Source organism: Campylobacter sp. RM16188 (assembly GCF_012978795.1).
Classification (GTDB): domain Bacteria; phylum Campylobacterota; class Campylobacteria; order Campylobacterales; family Campylobacteraceae; genus Campylobacter_A; species Campylobacter_A canis.
Window position 1 is genome coordinate 169,476 of record NZ_LIWQ01000003.1, and the last position, 19,916, is coordinate 189,391.

Annotated in this window: 20 protein-coding genes; 5 read left to right on the forward strand and 15 right to left on the reverse strand. The window is 40.2% G+C overall.

The annotated features are described in order from the left end of the window. Nucleotides 1-51: 51 nt before the first annotated feature. The 7 genes from CDOM16188_RS02850 to CDOM16188_RS02880 all read right to left on the reverse strand — a co-directional run bounded on the left by CDOM16188_RS02850 (nt 52) and on the right by CDOM16188_RS02880 (nt 7,804). Complete coding sequence (locus tag CDOM16188_RS02850; protein ID WP_172198460.1) at nt 52-2,046, reverse strand: multiheme c-type cytochrome; 1,995 nt, start codon at nt 2,044-2,046, stop codon at nt 52-54. Nucleotides 2,047-3,127: 1,081 nt separating this feature from the next. Next, nucleotides 3,128-3,904 carry an AMIN domain-containing protein gene (locus CDOM16188_RS02855; protein ID WP_172198462.1) on the reverse strand — a complete coding sequence of 259 codons (777 nt, stop codon included), beginning with the start codon at nt 3,902-3,904 and terminating at the stop codon, nt 3,128-3,130. Nucleotides 3,905-3,915: 11 nt separating this feature from the next. Further along, nucleotides 3,916-4,194: a septum formation initiator gene (locus CDOM16188_RS02860; protein ID WP_169941043.1), complete on the reverse strand. Its 279-nt coding sequence runs from the start codon at nt 4,192-4,194 to the stop codon at nt 3,916-3,918. Beyond that, nucleotides 4,191-5,441, reverse strand: coding sequence for a phosphopyruvate hydratase (gene eno / locus CDOM16188_RS02865; protein ID WP_172198514.1), 1,251 nt, complete (start codon nt 5,439-5,441; stop codon nt 4,191-4,193). Before eno ends, CDOM16188_RS02860 begins: the two co-directional genes overlap by 4 nt. Next, entirely contained in the window at nt 5,441-6,535 is a 1,095-nt protein-coding gene (recA, locus tag CDOM16188_RS02870) for a recombinase RecA (protein WP_169941041.1), read from the reverse strand. Before recA ends, eno begins: the two co-directional genes overlap by 1 nt. A gap of 239 nt (nt 6,536-6,774) precedes the next feature. Further along, nucleotides 6,775-7,389, reverse strand: coding sequence for a tetratricopeptide repeat protein (locus CDOM16188_RS02875; protein ID WP_172198465.1), 615 nt, complete (start codon nt 7,387-7,389; stop codon nt 6,775-6,777). A gap of 13 nt (nt 7,390-7,402) precedes the next feature. Then, nucleotides 7,403-7,804, reverse strand: coding sequence for a hypothetical protein (locus CDOM16188_RS02880; protein ID WP_172198468.1), 402 nt, complete (start codon nt 7,802-7,804; stop codon nt 7,403-7,405). Nucleotides 7,805-7,952: 148 nt separating this feature from the next. Here CDOM16188_RS02880 and CDOM16188_RS02885 point away from each other — a divergent pair, with 148 nt between their 5' ends. The 5 genes from CDOM16188_RS02885 to CDOM16188_RS02905 all read left to right on the forward strand — a co-directional run bounded on the left by CDOM16188_RS02885 (nt 7,953) and on the right by CDOM16188_RS02905 (nt 12,322). Further along, nucleotides 7,953-8,825: a menaquinone biosynthesis family protein gene (locus CDOM16188_RS02885; protein ID WP_172198471.1), complete on the forward strand. Its 873-nt coding sequence runs from the start codon at nt 7,953-7,955 to the stop codon at nt 8,823-8,825. Next, complete coding sequence (gene fliQ, locus CDOM16188_RS02890; RefSeq protein ID WP_172198474.1) at nt 8,826-9,092, forward strand: flagellar biosynthesis protein FliQ; 267 nt, start codon at nt 8,826-8,828, stop codon at nt 9,090-9,092. Then, on the forward strand, nt 9,089-9,862 hold the full coding sequence (locus CDOM16188_RS02895; protein ID WP_172198477.1) for a UDP-N-acetylmuramate dehydrogenase: 774 nt from the start codon (nt 9,089-9,091) through the stop codon (nt 9,860-9,862). The genes fliQ and CDOM16188_RS02895 overlap by 4 nt, the downstream gene beginning before the upstream one ends. 58 nt (nt 9,863-9,920) lie before the next feature. Next, the gene (locus CDOM16188_RS11185; protein ID WP_216656221.1) at nt 9,921-10,985 is read left to right on the forward strand and encodes a tetratricopeptide repeat protein; all 1,065 of its coding nucleotides are present in this window, start codon (nt 9,921-9,923) and stop codon (nt 10,983-10,985) included. A 290-nt stretch (nt 10,986-11,275) separates the two neighbouring features. Further along, the gene (locus CDOM16188_RS02905; RefSeq protein ID WP_172198480.1) at nt 11,276-12,322 is read left to right on the forward strand and encodes an isoaspartyl peptidase/L-asparaginase family protein; all 1,047 of its coding nucleotides are present in this window, start codon (nt 11,276-11,278) and stop codon (nt 12,320-12,322) included. A gap of 124 nt (nt 12,323-12,446) precedes the next feature. On the opposite strand, the gene CDOM16188_RS02910 is transcribed toward CDOM16188_RS02905, so the two are convergent. Genes CDOM16188_RS02910 through CDOM16188_RS02945 form a run of 8 tightly spaced genes read right to left on the reverse strand, consistent with a single transcriptional unit; the run spans nt 12,447 to nt 19,833 of the window. Beyond that, nucleotides 12,447-13,544 (reverse strand): nicotinate phosphoribosyltransferase, encoded by a 1,098-nt coding sequence (locus CDOM16188_RS02910; protein WP_172198483.1) that lies wholly within the window; start codon nt 13,542-13,544, stop codon nt 12,447-12,449. 24 nt (nt 13,545-13,568) lie between these two features. Further along, entirely contained in the window at nt 13,569-13,979 is a 411-nt protein-coding gene (locus tag CDOM16188_RS02915) for a hypothetical protein (protein WP_172198486.1), read from the reverse strand. Next, nucleotides 13,976-15,265 (reverse strand): phosphatase PAP2/dual specificity phosphatase family protein, encoded by a 1,290-nt coding sequence (locus tag CDOM16188_RS02920; protein WP_172198489.1) that lies wholly within the window; start codon nt 15,263-15,265, stop codon nt 13,976-13,978. The genes CDOM16188_RS02915 and CDOM16188_RS02920 overlap by 4 nt, the downstream gene beginning before the upstream one ends. Before the next feature lie 25 nt (nt 15,266-15,290). Then, nucleotides 15,291-17,066: a bifunctional alpha/beta hydrolase/class I SAM-dependent methyltransferase gene (locus CDOM16188_RS02925; protein WP_216656222.1), complete on the reverse strand. Its 1,776-nt coding sequence runs from the start codon at nt 17,064-17,066 to the stop codon at nt 15,291-15,293. Nucleotides 17,067-17,076: 10 nt separating this feature from the next. Further along, complete coding sequence (locus CDOM16188_RS02930; protein WP_172198492.1) at nt 17,077-17,646, reverse strand: DUF1287 domain-containing protein; 570 nt, start codon at nt 17,644-17,646, stop codon at nt 17,077-17,079. Between the two features lie 14 nt (nt 17,647-17,660). Further along, nucleotides 17,661-18,602, reverse strand: coding sequence for a phosphatidate cytidylyltransferase (locus CDOM16188_RS02935; protein ID WP_172198494.1), 942 nt, complete (start codon nt 18,600-18,602; stop codon nt 17,661-17,663). Next, on the reverse strand, nt 18,599-19,231 hold the full coding sequence (locus tag CDOM16188_RS02940; RefSeq protein ID WP_216656223.1) for a 1-acyl-sn-glycerol-3-phosphate acyltransferase: 633 nt from the start codon (nt 19,229-19,231) through the stop codon (nt 18,599-18,601). Before CDOM16188_RS02940 ends, CDOM16188_RS02935 begins: the two co-directional genes overlap by 4 nt. A 2-nt stretch (nt 19,232-19,233) precedes the next feature. Continuing rightward, a complete protein-coding gene (locus CDOM16188_RS02945; protein WP_172198497.1) occupies nt 19,234-19,833 on the reverse strand; it encodes a CDP-alcohol phosphatidyltransferase family protein in 600 nt (199 codons plus the stop codon). Nucleotides 19,834-19,916: the final 83 nt, after the last annotated feature.

Genomic DNA, 19,916 nt, shown 5'->3' on the forward strand with positions numbered 1-19,916 from the left:
GAACCGTCACTAGGTATAGCGGGGCGATTTTGCCCCGCAGCCGTGTTTAGCTTATTTTGATTTACCTTCTAAGATGTTTGTTGCTTGCTCAACGTAAACCAAAGCTTCATCAACTAGTTTCAAAGAATATTTAGGTCCGTGAACACCCCAAGAACCGTCTTTTTTGAGTTTTTCTAAGATATCCTCGGCTTGTCTTGCATAAGATATAACTCTAGCTTTTTGATCTGTTGTAAGTTTTTTGTTGTTACTCATACCGCGATCAATCTTTCTAAGAGCGATTTCTACTTTTGAGTAGCCGTCTTTAACAGGAAGTTGCCATTCCATAACTAGGTCATAAATCATAGCTTGATCTGTAAATTTAAGCTTATCAGGCAATGTTGATTGAACAGGGCTATGGCAACCGCTAGCTCCAGGAGCCATTAGGTTAGGATCGCTAAAGCTTGTTCTACCGCAAGACCACATTAAGTCAACGAAGAATCTTCCATTTTCATCTCTATCAAGTGTCCAGCCTTTTACAGTCATAGGATCTCTTGGTTTGCCTTCAGGTGGGTTGATTGATTTTCTATCTTTATCAACCATGATGTTCCAGATGTGTGAAGCACGAACGTTGTCAAATCCACCTTTATCAGGGTTTTGAACAGCTGCGAAGTTCTCACAACTCATCATATTTGGCATGTGACATCCTGTACAATTGTCTTTCGCGTGGATTCCGCCTTGTTTAAAGAAGCTTTTTTGAACTTCGTGGCAGTCTTCGCAAGTCTTTTTAAGTCCTGTTAGCGTATAGCCGTCTTTCCAGTCGTTAGCTGTAACTTCGTGCGGATCGTGGCAAGTGTTACATCTCATACCCTCATCGTAGTGAGCAGAGTTAAACAGTTGAGCACCTTCGGTTCCACAAGATGGACAAGATGATTTAAAGTATGCGTTAAACTGTTTTCTTGGGTTCTTTTCAGAGTCTGCTTTATGCCAAGCAAATCTTTGGTGACATCTTTCGCAGTTACTTGGCATACCCGCACCTCTAGCACCGTACAAGTGAGCTCCCGCACCGTGGCACTCCTCGCAGCTAATGCCTTTTGTTATAGTATGCTCTCTTAATTTCTTAGAATCGCCAAGAGCCGCGTAGAATTCATCTTTAGATTTAAAGTCGAATTTAAATGTATGACAAATTTCGCAATACGCACTTGCAGGTTGGAATTTGAAATTTTTTCTATTTGAAGCACCGTATGAGTTCATACCCCACATATGAGAACCGCTCTTGCCGAAATCTTCCATTTTAGTAGGGAATCCCGGAGAGAATTCTGCTATCTTTTTAGCCATTTCAGGAGTTAGGAATTTAGCCCATAAAACTGAGTATTGGTTACCGCCCGCTACTAGTTTACCGCTAAGATCGCTTAAATTTCCGTCTTCAACGTGATATGTTCCGCGAACTAACCATTTATCAAGGAAGCCGTATTTTGTTCTTGGAGTTCCTATAATACCAAATACGTCATCAGGCTGAATACCTGTAGTAAGAATAGGAGTTGTCTCAATAGCTCCCGGAAGTCCTTTTTTAACATCTCCGCCTACCTCTTCAAGCTCTTCCGGCCATCTTATGGTTTTAGCGTGACGTGAGCGCTCCCATTGCATATATTGAGCAGGGTGACACTCGCCGCATTTTTTATGCCCTACGAATTTGTTTGGAAAGTCAAGTATTGACTCCATACCAAGACGATAAGTAACGGCAGTATGCTCCATATTATTCTCTTTAGCATACTCCGGACCATGGTTTATCTCGATAAATTCCTCCACACGATCGCTTAAGCCGTATTTACCTACAAGCCTACCTTCTTTTTCGTAATGAAAAACCGGGTGATTTTTCTTCAAATACTCCCAGTACTCTTTCTCGTGCCCAATATAATCTTCCAAAGTTCTTGGAGCAACGCCGTCATTTTGAAATGTTTCTCCTTGCTCAAAAGGCTCCTCGTACTTGTCGTCCGCGCTTAGAGGAGATATAGCGCACATAGCAAGAAAACAACTACAGGTTATAAATTTTAACCAACCTCGTTTCATCTCATTCTCCTTCATAAATTTTATAAACAACATTTTTCAAAAATTATGTTATCGGTACAAATCTAAATATTAAAATTTAATCTTTAGATTTAAAAAATTAAAGCCAAATTTATTAAGGTTCTGGCTATTTAACCTTAAATCTGATCTTTTTATACCGAGAAAAGATCAAATCTAGCTCTCGTCTTTATACCCTCCTTTCATGACAAGAGAAATACAAGAACTAATGTATTAATCCTATTTTAAATAAAATATTAATACATATTTTTTTAAACTATTCTAAATTTAAGTGTAAGCGAAATATTATTTTTGAGTTTTTTTTGATGTTTTTTTAGTATCATAATCTTCTTATATATAAATTATAAATTTAATATCTATAAATATTGTAAATTCACTATTTGATATTCAATATTAAAAAGATAATATATTACTATTACATATAATTCTCAATATAAATTTTAGATATACATAACCTTAAATAATAAAAATAGTAACTAAACCGTTACAAATTATAACTTGCTAAATTTATAATTTGTTAAAAATACATTAGAATTGTGCATAAAATAATACTTTTAGTTTATTCAAAATGCCATGCCTGCACCATGTAACTATTTGAAACATTTTTTAATATTCTTTAAAATTTAAAATTTAATTTTTCTAATTAAAATTAAGAGTTATTAGGTCTTATTTCAAAAACTCTTGTTGTTAGCAGTTCAAATTTGTATTATAGAGCAATAAAACATAATTACATTAATAATAACATCATAAAAAGCAGAATTAAAACTAATCTTAAAAAGAAGCTGTAGAAGATTATTTTTTAATAGCATCTACTCTAATTCCAAACAGAATAATATTTAAGAACACTTAGTTAACACCAACCAAAACAAGATAAGATTTAAATATGATATCAAGAAAATTTTAGTAGAAATATGAATCAAGCAACTATACAGTGAAGTTAATCAAACAAAGCCCATAGGCTTAAATTTTAAACAACCAAATTTATTATCATGCAGATATAAAAATTTTACAAAAACGCTTAAGTCGATATATCTTAACAATACCAAAAAGCCAAATAAGACAAAGGCTATCTTTTTAAAGTTAAGATATACCCATCTTCCTCACTAGTAATCGTGTATTTATATCTCTTATCAAGAGTTATGGAAGCTCGGTAAAATCCCTCGTGAGCTCCAAAAGTGATTGATTCAAAAGCGCCACAGTCAAGCTTAAAAGTCTTAGTAAGAAATCCTTTTGGATTTTTGAAGTCAATTACGATCTTTTTGTCTTTAAGCACGGCAAAGTCTCTTTTTTTGATATCTTTTGTGAGAATTTTAAGGCTCATAGGGCTAAATTCAAAATCCGTTTTATGAAAGCTTATTTTTTTAAGCGGCTCTTGTTTTTTTTCTTCGGCAGGAGCAGGCTTGATAACCACTTCTTGCATAGGCTCTTGCTTTATGGCGTCTTGCTTGGTTAAATTTATATCAGTGCCCATAGGTTTAGAAGAGGCTTTAACCGAAACATCAACAACAGGCTCATTCATCGTAACCGACACATCAGGCTTTAGTACTACCGCAGGCGATAGAGTCTTTGTTAGTGTTAGTTCATCATGCCAATTTATACTCTTATTTACATCGATAACTTTTTCTTTGATACTTCCGTCTTCGCTCTTATACTTAACCGATATAGAGATAAAATTCCTTGCGTCGCTCGGGAATTTTATGTTTTGCTTTTCAAAAGGAGCTAAAATTTCAACCGAATTTGTCGTAGTTACACTTGTATTTAACTCGCCCGTCGGCACAAACGGATTTTCTCTGCCAAAGCTAGCACTTAAAAAAACCAATACAAAAAACCAAATTTTACCCATATTAACTCCAATTATTTACTATCTTGCGGTTCAAGCTCTTTTAGCTCAAAAAACGACTTTTGAAGCTCGGCATTGCGCTTTTTTAAAATTTCCACATCTTTTTTAAGCTGCTCTTTTTGATCCTGAAGCCCAAGCATTACGTCTAAAGACCTCTTGCCAAACATTATATTTCCCACATATATGCCAAAAAGAGCCACACAAAGAAGCAATCCGATAATCTTAACAATAGTTTTAAAAGAGTATGATCTCTTTATCTCATTCTCGTCATACTCCTTTAAAATTTCACTCAAATTTCATTTCCTAAAAATTCATCTGTCTCAAGCTCGATCTCAAGCAAGCGGTTGTATTTAGCGTTTCTTTCGCTTCTTGAGGTTGCGCCCGTTTTTATCTGACCCGTATTCATCGCTACTGCAAAATCGGCTATAAAGCTATCTTCGCTCTCGCCGCTTCTATGACTCATGACGCAGCGATAGCCCTTGCGTTGCGCTAAGCGGATAGTTTGCATAGTTTCACTTACGCTTCCTATCTGATTTGGCTTTATTAAAATCGCGTTTGCAACGCCTTTTTTAATGCCCTCTCTTAAAATTTTCTCATTAGTTACGAAAAGATCGTCTCCTACCAGCTGAACCTTGCTTCCAAGTCTAGCCGTGAGCTTCGCCCAACCATCCCAATCATCCTCGCTAAGTCCGTCTTCGATAGAAAATATCGGATACTTATCGCAAAGTTTTGCGTAGTATTCTATAAGCTCTTCAGAGCTAAATTTCTTGCCTTCAAGCTCGTATTTGCCGTCTTTATAAAGCTCACTTGCAGCCACGTCAAGAGCCAGTTTTATCTGCTCGCCCGGTTTATATCCCGCTTTTTCAATGGCTTGCATTATGATCTTAAGAGGCTCTTCATTATCCTTTAAATTCGGTGCAAATCCGCCCTCATCGCCAACTGCGGTGCTGTGACCAAGCTCGTTTAAAATTCCTTTTAAAACCTGATAAATTTCAGCCGCGGCTCTTAGGGCATCACTAAATTTCTCAAACCCGAAAGGCATAATCATAAATTCTTGAAAATCCACGCTGTTATTTGCGTGCGCTCCGCCGTTTATGATGTTAAACATCGGTACGGGAAGCACGCTTGCATTCGCTCCGCCAAGATAGCGATAAAGAGGCATATTTAAGCTTTTTGCAGCCGCTCTAGCAACCGCCATAGATACGCCAAGCACGGCATTTGCGCCTAAATTTGAGTAATTATCGGTCCCGTCAAGCCTCTTCATCTCGTCATCGATTGATTTTTGATCGTAAGCGTTTAGCCCGATTATCGCTTCGGCTATAGCTTCATTTACGTTGCTAACCGCCTTTAGCACGCCCTTGCCGCAATATCTACTATCCTTATCCCTAAGCTCTAAAGCCTCGCGCTTGCCGGTACTAGCTCCACTTGGCACGATAGCGCTTGCAACCGTCCCGTCGCTTAGCGCAACCGTAGCGCGCACAGTCGGATTTCCTCTACTGTCTAAAACTTCTATCGCCGTAACATCATCTACAAAAATCATCATTCATCTCCTGTTTCTTGACTATCTTCGTCATCTTTGCCGCCGCCGCTTATGATGTGCTCAATTCCCATAGATCCTTTTATCGCAGCTACGATCTCATCGGCCACTTCAGGATTTTCTTTTAAATACGCCTTGGCATTTTCTCTGCCTTGACCGAGTTTGCTCGCATTGTAACTAAACCAAGCGCCGCTTTTATCGACTATATCAAGCTTAACGCCGTAGTCGATTATTTCGCCCTCTTTGCTGATTCCTTCGCCAAACATTATGTCAAATTCGGCCGTTTTAAACGGAGGCGCAACTTTGTTTTTCACTACTTTTACTTTCGTTCGGTTGCCGATAGGTTCTTCATTTTGTTTAAGAGTTGCGATTTTACGAACGTCAAGACGAACGGAAGAGTAAAATTTAAGCGCATTTCCACCAGTTGTAGTCTCAGGCGTGCCATACCCCATAGCGCCTATCTTCATGCGAATTTGGTTGATGAAGATGACGGTGGTTTTCATCTTATGCACGATTCCGGTTAGCTTTCTTAAGGCTTGGCTCATAAGTCTTGCTTGAAGTCCTACGTGCTGATCACCCATATCGCCCTCTATCTCGCTTTTTGGCGTAAGTGCGGCGACACTATCAACTACGATAAGATCGATCGCTCCGCTTCTTGCAAGAGTCTCTACGATATCAAGAGCTTGCTCGCCAAAATCGGGTTGAGATATGTAAAGATTATCCGTATCAACGCCTAAATTTGAAGCGTATTTCACGTCAAGAGCATGCTCCGCATCGACAAATGCGCAAATTCCGCCCGCTTTTTGAGCTTCGGCGATGATATGAAGCGTTAAAGTCGTCTTTCCCGAGCTTTCAGGTCCGTAAATTTCTATAACCCTACCTTTTGGAACGCCACCTATGCCAAGAGCCAGATCAAGTCCGATCGAGCCAGTAGCTATCGAGTCTATAGGCTCTACTTGCCTATCTCCAAGGCGCACCATAGTGCCCTTGCCAAAAGCTTTATCAATCTGCTTTAACGCTAGATCAAGAGCCTTCTTCTTGTCGGATTCGGATTCTAGTGGGGTTAACTTTTTCTTGTCGTCTTTTTCAGCTGCCATTTACTGCCTTTAAATTTGTAATAAATTGTCTGATTTTATCAAATTTGAGATGAATTTTCGTTTATTTGAAATTTGAAGTTTAAATTTTATATTTGATTTGCACAAAAGCTTAAAGCCCTAAAACCAAAATAAATAATCACGATAAAGCCAAAAGAGCTACCAAAACATAGCTCTTTTGTAAATTTGAATTTATAAAAGTTGCGATTTTATAAAGAATTTCATATAAGCCGCAAATTTGATCAATTAATTTTATTAAGCATCTCCTCAGCCCGTTTGTTTCCATTTTTAGCCGCAAGAGTAAAAAGTCTTTTAGCCTCTTTTAGATCCTGAGCTACACCGTGGGCGTTCATGTAACAAATTCCAAGCATATACTGACCCCCCGCATGTCCCAAATCAGCCGCCTTTTTAAAATAATTCGCCGCCTTTACTAAGTCTCTTCCGATTTTTATATCGCCTTGTTCGTCGTAGTAGATAATGCCCAGCATATACGCCGCAGGTGCGTAGTTTTGCTTATCTGCTTGTTCATATAGCTTAAAGGCCTGCTTATAATCAAACATATGATAATAAATATTCGCCAAATTCGACTTAGCCACGGGATTTCCTCTATCTGCCGATCTTTTATACCACATCATGCCGTCTTTGTAGTTTTTAAGCCCCGCTTCATAAGCATAGCCTACTTTAAGCTCGGCGTCATCATCCTTTTGCTCGGCATAAGGCATCATGAGATCAATCGCCTCTTTAAATTTGCCGTTATCCGTAAGCTCAAAATATCTATTCACAACATCTTGGGGAACATCGGCAAAGCAGTTAATGGCAAAAGCGGCAAGTATCGCGGTTAAAATTTTAAATTTCATTATCTCTCCTTAATTATCTCTTGATTATTATCAGATCTTTAAAATACTTCTGATAGTCGTCATGATATCTGTAGCCCTCTTCTACGTAGTCTTTGATAAAGCCATCCTTATCGGTAACAAAATGCATATTTCCGCAGTGGTAAATCGGCTGGCGACTTAAAATCACGCCGTATCCGTTATAAGTGATATTGTCTCCCTTGTACTCGCACTCTTTGTATATATAATACTTATTGCTAAGCATACCGATATCTACATGAGGAAAATACTTAATACGATCAATAACCAAAGATATATGCTGTCCTTTTAGTTGCTTTAAACTAGGGTTTATATAACTACTCGTGCCGTCAAAAATACTCGCACACCCGCTAAAAAACAATGATATGATCAAAGATAGTAAAACAACGCCTTTTTTCATAAAACTCTCCATGAATTTATTTAATTTTACTGAGGGATTTTATCATAATAGAGCAAATTTTATTATTCAAGATATAAAAGCTTGTTTGAAACTTAAATTTAATCAACTATTCATAAAATTTAACCTATAATCCTAAAAAGGATTAAATTTGAGATATTTTAAAGATATTAGCGTAGCGCATTCGCCCGATGCGGACGATATTTTTATGTATATGGCGATAAAATTCGGCTGGGTTGATTCTACAAATTTGCGTTTTAGCAACCTTGCTTTAGATATCCAAACGCTTAACGTTGAGGCGCTTAAAGGCACTTACGACGCTACTGCGATTAGTTTTGGATTATATCCGCTTATAAGAGATAACTACGCTTTGCTTCGGTGCGCGGTTAGTTTCGGAGAGGGATACGGACCAAAACTGGTAAAGAAAAAAGATAAAATTTTAAAACGAAATTTCAAGGTCGCACTCTCAGGCAAGCACACCACAAACGCGCTTTTGTTTCGCGTGGCATATCCTGAGGCGCGCATAGTTTATAAAAATTTCTTAGAGATAGAAAATGCCGTTTTAAGTGGCGAAGTTGATGCAGGAGTGCTAATTCATGAAAGCATTTTAACTTTTAGCGAAGAGCTTTGCGTAGAGTGTGAAATTTGGGATATATGGCAGGAGTTTTCAGGCGGGGATCTACCGCTTCCGCTTGGCGGCATGGCAGTTCGTCGCTCACTTCCCATAACCGACGCTATAGAGTGCGAGCGAGTGCTTACCAAAGCCGTTAAAATCGCAACCGAGCATAAGCCGTTTTTATCTCACATGCTCATGGAGCGAAATTTGATCCGAGTCGATAAAGAAAAGCTTAAAATTTATCTGAATTTATATGCAAACGATAGCTCCGTATCGATGAATGAAACGCAACTAAACGCCGTAAATAAGCTGTTTGAGATAGGTTACAAGCACGGCTTTTACGATGAATTAATCGATGCGCGCGACTATCTGGTGCCAACCGAATACAACGACGTAAGGTTTAGCTAAATGCAATCAACCCTAATCGAACTGGGCATAGAGACCTTTAAAACCGCGCTTTATCTAAGCTTTCCCATGCTTTTAGCAGGTCTAACCGCGGGTCTTATCATCAGCATTTTCCAAGCGACTACGCAGATAAACGAGATGACGCTAAGCTTTGTGCCAAAGATCATCCTCGTAGTCGTCGTTATTATATTTCTCATGCCTTGGATGGTAAGCATGATGGTTGATTTTACCATCCGCATGATCGAATTTATCCCGCATTTCGTGCAATGACCAGGCTTATTGACTTTTCTAAATTTACTTCCGTTAAAATCGGCGGCATGCACGAGGTTTTGCTGATAGATAGCCCGCAAGATGATACGCAAGGTCGCGTGATAATAGGTGGCGGAAATAACCTTTTAGTTTCGCCAAACCCTGCACCGATGGCGATTTTAAGCGATAAATTTGACTATATAAAGCTTGAAGGCGAAATTTTAGAGATAGGTGCTGCTACAAAGAGCGGTAAAATTTATAATTTTGCTAAAAAACACGATCTGGCGGGCTTTGAGTTTTTACAAAATATCCCCGGCACACTTGGAGGCATGATCAAGATGAACGCGGGGCTTTGTGGAATTTCCATGAGTGACAATCTGCTTGAGGTGCGTTTAAAACGAGGCTGGATAAAAAAAGAAGAGATAAAATTTGCTTATAGATATTGCGAGCTAAACGAAATTGTTTTTGCAGCCAAATTTAAAGCAACAAAAGGCTTTAACGCTGCACTTGCAAGCGAATTTGCGCTTAAACGCTCAAACCAGCCAAAAGGAGCCAGCTTTGGAAGCTGCTTTGTAAATCCGGCGGGCGATTACGCAGGTAGACTTATTGAGGCCGTTGGGCTAAAAGGGCACGTTATCGGCGGAGCAAAATTTAGCGAAAAACACGCAAATTTCTTAATAAATTTTGATAATGCAAGCTTTGATGATGCAATAAATCTCATAAATTTAGCCAAAAAACTAGTGCTGGAAAAATTCGGCGTAGAACTAAAAACGGAAGTTGTTATAATTTAGATTAAAAATATATTAAAAAAGTTATAATTCTTACAGATTTACTCGCAAGGAGGAGTCTATGAAAAAGTTAGCTTTAACCCTGTTTTTAGCATTTAGTTGCTTGTCGGTAGCGCAAGCCGGACCAAATCACAACAACGGGCTAGCGGCAAAGTCCAAAGGTCAGTGGAAAGATGCGGAGCACTACTTCAAGCTAGGTTGCTATAAAGAAAAAGTTGATACTTCTTGCAAAGAGCTTGGGCAGCTTTATGAGTTCGGAAAGGGTTCTGATGTCAAAAAAGACTCGGGGCTTGCAAAGCAGGCTTATGAAAAATGCTGCGAGATATCATTTGGTAAAAGATCCGACTGCTGCAATAAAGTAAAAGATAAAACAGCCGTAAGTCCTGAAAAAGGTTGTGAAAGCGGAGATGCATCCGCTTGTATAGACTACGCTTATGAAAAACAAGACGTCAAATACTACCAAAAAGCTTGCGATCTGGGCTCAAATTTAGGATGTCTATGGACGGGATACTCATACACCGAAGGCAAAAACGGTGCGCAACACGATCCTAAAAAGGGCTTTGAAATATTTTCAAAACTTTGCAACGGCGGCTACGATGACGGTTGCAAATTTGTAGCGATGGGTTATAGAGACGGTAAAGGTGTCGAGAAAAACATAGACAAAGCGATCGAAATTCTAAGCCAAATTTGCGGGGGCGATAGATTTGACGGATGCGCAAAGCTGGGCGAAATCTACCAAGACGACAAATACGGCAAGAAAGACGAGATAAAGGCGTTTAAGTATTATCTTTTAGCCTTTACGAAAAAGGATCATGAAGCTTCAGGAAAATACGTAAAAGATAAAGATAACGCAGCAAAAGCTTGCGAAGCCAAGATCGCCATTGGATGTGAATACGCAGGCTCTGTATATTATCAAGAAAAGCAATTTACCAAAGCGGTAGAGTATTTTGACAAGGGCTGCGAACACGGCTTAGTCGAATCATGCCTATTTGCAGGCTACACATACCAAATGCCGCCTGCTGAAAGCGGGGTCGCAAAAGATCTTGAAAAGGCTAAGATTTACTTCAAAAAAGGCTGCGATATAGGCTCAGCTCAATGTTGCAGCGCTCTTGAATCTATAAAATAAAATTACAGGCGCAAATTTAACTCATTTGCGCCTAAATTTATCTTTCAAACTCTACTTTTTGTAAGCGCTCAGAGATGAAATTTCGGCGCCCTGCTTTGGCTTCTGATTTATTATTGAACTCTTAGTGGTAAATTACTAAGTAGGATAATTTACTACACCCCCAAAAGAATAAGTTCAATTTGAGAACTTGCCTGATACTAAAAGCCTCAAATATAATTTATTAATTATAAATTTGATATTAAGTAATAAAATTACAATAACTATTTAAATTTACTCACAAAGGAGAGTGCATGAAATTTTTTAGTTTAACCAAAACTGCAATGGTTGCAGCTAGTATTGTTGCATTAAGCTTTTTAAGCCTTAATGCCGGTGAAAAATTTACTCCACTAATTGTAATTCACGGGGGCACAAGCAAACTTGATCTATCCCAAGATGAATTTATGCTTCGTGCAGAACCGATGAAAAAGGCTCTTAAAGCAGGCCAAGCAGTCCTTGAAAAAGGCGGAACAGCGATGGATGCGGTAACGGCCGCTATAATCATCTTGGAAGATGATCCGAATTTAAATGCGGGCAAAGGAGCGGTTTTTACTTCAGATGGATTTAACGAACTTGATGCTTCTATCATGGACGGTGCAACTAAAAAAGCGGGTGGAGTGGCTATGTCAAGACATATCAAAAACCCTATTTTAGGCGCGCGCCTTGTGATGGAAAAGACTTGGCACACGCTTATAGCGGGCGAAGGAGCGGACAAGCTAGCCAAAGCAAACGGGCTTGAAATGGTCGAGCAAGAGTATTATTTCACGCAAAAAAGATACGATCAGCTCAAAAAAGCCAAAGAAAAACAACAACTCATGCTTATGAAAGATGACGATAAGAGCGATAAACTCGCAGCGTTAAAAGATAAAGCCGAGCCTTATCTTGGCACGGTAGGAGCGATCGCACTTGATAAAAATGGCAACCTTGCAGCAGCAACAAGCACCGGCGGCATGACAAACAAGATGACAGGACGTATCGGAGATAGCCCTATCATAGGCTCAGGAACTTATGCGGATAACAATTCTGTAGCAGTTTCATGCACAGGCACCGGAGATATCTATATGCGAGTAAATGCGGCTCACGAAGTTTCAGCCCATTATAAATACGCTGGCGGCGATGTGCAAAAAGCTGCCGAAAATGCTATAAAACAAGTAGATGCTCTAGGCGGAAGTGGCGGCATAATCTCAATCGATAAAAACGGCAAAATCGGCTTTGCTTGGACAAAGAATAAGCTAGGAATGTATCACGGTGAAGCAAAAGTAGGATCTGAACCTATCGTGCATTGGCCTGTCGGCAAATAATTCATACAAGATCGATGCAGGCGGCAAATTTGTCTGCTTGCCTGCATTGGATTAGAATTTGTAGCGTAAAAACGTTTGCAAATTTAAAATCAAAGGCGCAAATTTAGCTCGTTTGCGCCTAAATTTATCTTTCAAATTCTACTTTTTGCAAGCGCTCGGAGATGAAATTTCGGCGTCCTGCTTTGGCTTCTGCTTTGCCGTTTAGCTCCACAAGATCGCCCGTAAATCCGCAAGTATCGTTTCTAACGGTAAAGCTTCCTACGCCGTAGATATCAACAGGCGTATCATGCGCTTCAAATTCGGCAATTTTTTCAGGAGTAAAGCCCGAGCTAACGACTATCTTAGCGTGATTAAAGCCATTTTCATCAAGCGCTTTGCGAAGTGCAAAAATAAGCTCCTTGCAAACCCCATGCGGATCAAATCCGCTTGTGTCTTTATCCTCAAAATACTTGTCTATGAGGCTTTGAGATGTATCAACCCTAACGGCACCAAGCCTTGATTTTAGCGCATTTGCGGCTAAAAGTGCGTCGGTGATCACGTCGTTATTGTAATCAACAAGTGCGGTTACAAGCTCACCGGGAAAGGTTTTAGCGTAAATTTCACACGCTTTTACTATATCTCCCTCACACATCTGAACAAGCGCGTGCGGCATAGTTCCCATGCCTTTGCCACCCCACCAAAAGCCCTGAGCGTCGGTTGAAACGCGATCTATGCCCGCAATATAAGTGGCGTATCCGTCGCCTATCTGCGTTGAGATGTCATCTTGCCTATCCGCCATAGAAAAGACTACCTTGCCGTTTGCCGCCTTTAAGGCTCTAGCGACATTCGTAGCTACGGAGCTTCTGCGAGCTAGCGTGGCATCTATGATATTTTCTAAAAAGCCGAAATTTTCATACTTACCACTTATCTTTAAAACGGGCTCATTTGCGTTTATGATATCGCCGTCATTTAATGCCTGAATTTCAAGCTTCTCAGGCTCTTTGGCAAAGGTATGTACTATAGCTATGGCTTCATCGATCCCGCACAGAGTGATGTTATCAGCCCTTTGAAAAAACTGCATAGTCACATGTTGATTAGGCAAATTTTGCTTTATGACCTGATTTATCTTCAAAAAATATCTTGCAGTATAAAAGCCCTCGGCAATCCTTGGGTCAAATTTGAAAGTTTTGTTTGTAAGGCGCTTGATGACACCTTGTTTTTTTAGTTCTATCTCGTTACTCATCACACCTCTTTATATAAATTTGCTTCACGCTATCCACTTAAGACAAAGCGTATAAACAATAGCCGCAAAGCTAACGCCAATCAGCATAAACCAAAGCTTCATAGCGCCTTTGCACCTTGAGGTCATATCTCTTTGGATGAAGGATTTTTTATCTTTAAAAGATATCTGCTTCACAAGCCCAAGCGTCCTAAGGCTCTCGTCAAACCTCTCAAGACTAAGCATGCCGTCAGCAAATTCCTTAAAAATTTTCGCGTCAAAATAAAGCCTGATATGAAGATAAAATATAAAAATATAAAGCGCGGCGAAGATAAATTCCTGCCAAATTTTGTGCGGATACTGCCAAAATATAAAGGCGTGGATTAAATTTACAAGCAATATTATCTTATGGGTGTTTATGAGCTGCGAAGTAGTAAGTGCCAGCGATGATTTGCTCATCCAAACTCCATAAAAAATTTTCTCACGCTATCATCTATGACAACTTTGGGGCGCGAATTTTTGATCAGTAAAATCGCATCATCTACGTTCATTTTATTGCACCAAACCAACCAACCAAGCAGCACAAGAGCGCTTCTGCCGTATCCTAGTGCGCAACAAACGAGCGTTCTTTTATTTTTGCTAATTATACTATCCATTGCCTTTACGGCGGCTTTGAGCTCATCAAATTTTGGCTTTACCATGTCAAGCATGGCGAAATTTAAGTAAATTTGCTCCGCTTTGGGATGAAATTCACACTCCGCCGTAAGGTCAAAAACGGCTTCAAATTTATGCATCTCGGTGATCGAGCCAAGATGGACATTTGGCAAAATTTCACTGCTTCTAGAAGCACGCTTTAAATTTAGCCAGTAGATGATGTTTAGCCGAGCGATTATAAGATATGGCAAGAGCAGCCAAAATGATGAAATTTTGCCGTTTTGCTCTTTGCGAAAAATTTGTGCACCGAACAAAGCGTAACCAAAACCGACAAGAGCAAAGCTAACACTAAAATAAAGCAACCAAAGAAAGGCTCCGCCAATATAAAAAGCCAATGCGGCAAATATGAGCGCAAGCAGAGCGTAAAAGCTTGCCCATTTGATATGAGATGCTGTATGAGCGAGGTTAAATTTTAAAATTTCGCCCTCAATCGGCACTATAACAAGCACCAAAAAGCCCACTAAAAACCCTGTAGGTATATCGATAAAATGGTGCTGATAAGTAGTAAGCACGCTAAGAGCTATCAGGGCAAACCACGCCAAAACGATAGCCTTAAGCCAAATTTTGCTCGTTTTTGATATATAAAGCGAACCCACAACCACGCATAAGATGATATGAAGCGAAGGAGCTTGATTAAACGGCATATCAAAGGTCGCAAGGCTATCAAAGAGAAATTTAGATAGTCCAAAACTCTCAGGCTTACTCCAAGAAATTTGAAGCGGAAAGAGTATAAAAAATATCACCGCGATAAGCTGAGAAAGTAGCAACTGAGCCGTGTAGCGGTTTAGTTCGCGAGAATTTTTACACAGCAAAAATCCAAGCCCGTAAAGCAAATTTAACGACCAATAAGGCAGTATCGTCCAAGCGACAAAGGGGATATCATACTCCCATTCAAAGATGATTTCGGGCACGAAGCTTTGCTTTGAAGCAAGGTAGTTTGCAAAGCCGTAGCTTGCGTAAAAAGCGCTAGCTACGCAAAGCAGATAACCAAGTCTGGTTAAAAACTGGCTAAGTTTAGGGCTAAATTTCACTTCTCATCTTTAAATGGGACAAATTTCACTCTTTTATCGCGACGCTAACGGTAAATATCCCGTCCTCGTCTATCCATTGGCGGATCTTTTTAAATCCCGCTCTACTAACAAGCTGATCCATCTCGACCACGCTTCGTCTGCGCATAATCCACGCTTCGCCGTCTCTATGACTTGAAAGCGCTCTTGCGATCATCTCAAGCTGCGGATGATACGGCTGATTCGTATAGATGAGATATCCGCCCTTGCGCACGCTACGCCCAAAGCCTTCAAGAGCTGCTCTTATAAGCGCATTATCGCTAAATAGCTCAAAAAGCCCCGAAACCACGCCGATACTTGCGAAATTTTCTAAATTTTCATAGCTTGCTTTATCAAAGGCGTTTGCCTCTTCAAATGTCGCGATATCTTCTAAATTTCGCTCTTTTATGAGCTCCTGCCCCGCTTTTACGTTTACTTTGTCGTAATCTCTTAAAAGTATCTTTTCGGGGCGAATTTCACCGCTTAATGCGTCAAGTATATATCTGCCGTGCCCTGAAGCGATATCAAGAATTTCTATACGCTCGCCTTTTTGCTTTAGCTCGCTCATCACGAAATTTAGCGCATGGGCGATATTTTCTTTGCGCTTTCTTATGCCTCTCCAGCCGATTGAATTTAGATAAATTTTATCAACCCACCTTACAAAAGCGTTTGAGCCTTGCGGCTGGTTTTGATAGACGTAATCAAGCGTACTTCCGCTATCATAACCCCTATCTTCGCCAATTTTAAGCCCTTTAACCCAAGGCGAAAGCAGCTTCATGCCAAATCTTTGCACACTAAAGCAGATGTTTTTAGGATGAAATTTACAAAGCGGAGTAGCAAGCCTATCAGCCTCCTCTCTACTAAAGCCAAATTTATCAGCCTGCGTGCAATCAACTTCGCTTAAAGGCTTGCTAAATCGCTCGTTTATAAAGCGCCTAATCTTCTCAAATGCCAGATGTCTATCCTGCTCGCCAAGCGTATTGTGATAAAAGCCTTTCATCACATGGCGCTCTTTGATATGCGAGCCAAGCGAGTTATAAAATTCGTGCTGAGGCGCGTGATTCACCACCCAGTCATCGCCTGAAATAAGCAGCTGCAAAGGCGTAGTGATAGCCGCGGCATCGCCTACAACCCGCTTGCTTGCCTCATAAAGCCCAAGCAAAATCCTAACCGATATGGCGCGCGCTATAAGGCTATCTTCGTTATAAGAGTTTATGCGCTCATTATTATGCGTGAGGTAGTGCGCCTTGACGTAGCTGTTTACGAAAAAATTTCCTTTTATTTTATAAAGTAGCGCCAAGCCCTCTTTGGCAAAAGGCACGTAAAGCTTCACGTCAAACGCCGGACTTGCAAGCACTGCGCAGCGAATTTTAGGCGCATAATCATGCAGCCAAGTAGCAACCAGCACCGCGCCCACGCTTTGAGCGATCACGGCGATATTTTCCTTGGCCATGTCATACTCTTTTGATATATGATCTATGAATTCATCCACGTCAGATACGAGCCTAGCTATACTTGGCGCATCTCCTCGCTCTCCGGGACTCTTGCCGTGTCCGCGCGCATCCCAAGCAAAGAAATGAAAATCGCCTAAATTTAACTCCTCGCTCATAAACATCATGCGCCCGGAGTGTTCATGGCCTCTATGAAAAAGCACGATAGCTTTTTGAGGGCTTAAATTTGAGCTTTGCGCGCTGTTTAAATTTCCATTTTGCCCCTGATCGCTTGGCGACTTGTGGCGATAAAAAAGCTCTACTCCGTCGCTTGTGAGAAAAGTTTTTTCTTGCATATTAATTCCTTTAATTCGTAATCCTAAAATGCCCGGTTATCTTAAAATCATTTAGCACGTCTTCTTCCTGCACGCCAAGACCGATGTTATGGATGATAAGCGGAGTGTTGCCAAAGAGGGATTTCTTATCAGATACTATGCCGATATGCGGTCTGCCGTTATCAAGCGTCCAAGTAACTATATCGCCCGGTTTATAAATTTTATCGCTTACGCTGTAGCCTTTGCGCTTAAGATATGTAGCGATATTTGGCACTCTTCTGTGGTCTATGTTTTTATCGGTGTTTTTTAAGCCCCAGTTTTTGGGATAGGAGCTAAAATTTGCGCTCATATCTTTATGGATTAGCTCTTGCAAGTCGATATTTTGCTCTCTTAAAGCACGCACAACCACATCGGTACAAACCCCCTTTGAGATATCCACATCGCCCATCGGATAAGCAAGTCTTTCGTAGCTCGCGTCATAATAAAGCGTTACACCGATCTGGCTTCTTGCGTCCTTTACAAGCTCGCTTGGCGAAAAGGCTAATAAATTTAAACCCGCCAAGAGCAAAGCAAATTTGACTAAATTTTTAAAATTTCTCATCTTACTCCTTAAATTTACGCCCAAAAATAGCGCACTATATGAAAAAATATCGGCGCAGAAAAGCATAGCGAATCCATCCTATCAAGCATTCCGCCGTGTCCGCTTATGATATTGCCCCAATCCTTCACGCGTAAATCCCGTTTAATAGCAGACATCACAAGTCCGCCCAAAAAGCCCATAAGGCAAATAACAAGGCTGATAAAAAACGCCTGAATAAAGCTAAAAGGCGTTAGCCAGTGCAAAAACGCGCCAAGCAAGCTGGCGCTCATCACTCCACCCGTAAAGCCTACGACAGTTTTGGAAGGAGAGATATTTGGAGCTATCTTTGTCTTGCCAAATAGCTTGCCCCAGATATACTGAAGCACGTCGCTAGCTTGAGTTACAAGGATCAAAAAAAGCATTAAAAGAACCGATTTGCCTTCAAATTCATGCACATCAAGGATAAGAAGCGCAGGGATGTGAGAGATACAAAAAACACTTATCATAATCGCCCATTGAATGGTGGTTGAGCGCTCCAAAAAGTGCGCAGGATCACCAAGAAGGGCGGACAAAATCGGCAAAAACAAAAACGCATAAACAGGGATAAATATCATCGCCATAGAGTACCAATCCATAAGGATAAAGAAATACTGAAGCGGCAAGATGACATAAAAGCAAGCCACAAGAGCGATATGATCGCCGCGTCTTATGTAAATGAGGGATAGAAATTCGCGCAAAGCGGCAAAGGATATGACAAAAAACAAAAATATAAGCGCCTTTGTGCCCATATAAACAAAGCCAAATATGACTAAAATCATCACCCACCAAGCGTTTATGCGCGCGGTTAGGTTATCAATCGTAGCGTTTGGCACGCCTTTGGCGACAAATTTTTTAAGTATAAAAGCTATGGTTGAAGATAGAGCCAGCATAGCTAAAAGCCCTAAAAATAGCTTTAAAATCGCATCGCCGCTACTCATTTCTCATCCTTTTTTAGGCTTAATAAAGCCTCTTTGGCTTTTGCCAGAAACTCAAATTTGTCTTCGTTTTCGTATCTGAATTCATCTCCCACGCAAATATCGCAAATAAGCGGAATCGGCAGGCAAAAACCCTTGGGAAGAACGTTTTGGATATTATTTATCCAAAGAGGGACTAAATTTACATTTGGATTAGCTTTGGCTAGACGATAAATTCCGCTTTTGAAATTTCCGATTTCAATGTCATCATCCATCTTACGCGTGCCCTCGGGAAAGATGATAAGAGAATGAGTCTTTAGCGCCTCGCTCATCTTTTCTATAAATTCAAGGGGGTTTTTAGACTTGCGATCTATCAAAAACATATTAAAAACGTATCTAGCTAAAAACGGGCGAATTTTGCCCTTAGTCCAGTAATCAGCCCCCGCCACGGGACGAATTTGCTTGCGCAACTTATAGGGCATCGATACAAAAATCAGCAAAAAATCGCCGTGGCTAGTGTGGTTGGCGTAGTAAATTTTAGGCGTAAAATCGCTCATCTTCTTTAACTTCTCGCTGGGGCGAATTCCCGTGATAAAAACCGCTATTTTACACAATGTAAAATCAACGACTCTAGCCGCCATATCTTTTATCATAATTACGCCTCCTTAAGTCCTGACCTGACGCGATTTATGCAGGTTATCACAAGCAATACTATTATCAAAACGCCAAGATAATAAACCCACTGCCAAAGCTCGCCGAAACAAGCGTATAGCATCCCAAAAAGCCCGAAAGCAAAGGCTCTGTCACTTTTACCCATAGGACCGTCATATCTACGGCTCCTGCCTAAAACCTGTCCCAAAACACCTAGAAATTCGCTAAGTTGCGATAAAAAAATTATAAGCATAATAGTGCCCCAATCAAACGGTGCGATAAAAGCAAAAGGCAGATAAAGAGCGCTATCTGAAATCACGTCCGTAGCTTCGTTTAGATAGCCTCCAAGGGCTGATTTTTGGTTAAATTCGCGAGCAAGCATTCCGTCAATGGCATTAAGCGCCATTCTAACAAAAAGCCAAATAGGCAAGATAAAAAACAGCGCTGAAACATGAGAGAATTTAACCAGCAAAAATCCTATGAATACCGATACAATGCAGGCAAAAATCGTAACTTGATTTGCAGTGATGCCTAGATTAAAAAGCTTAGTTGTAAGTGGACGCAGGAGATTTTGGAATTTTGGCTTTAGCTCATAAATAGTCATAAAAGCTCCAAAAAATATTAATAGATAGTATTATTGTATAAATTTTCTTATACCAAATTTAATTTTAATTTTAAATATCCTAC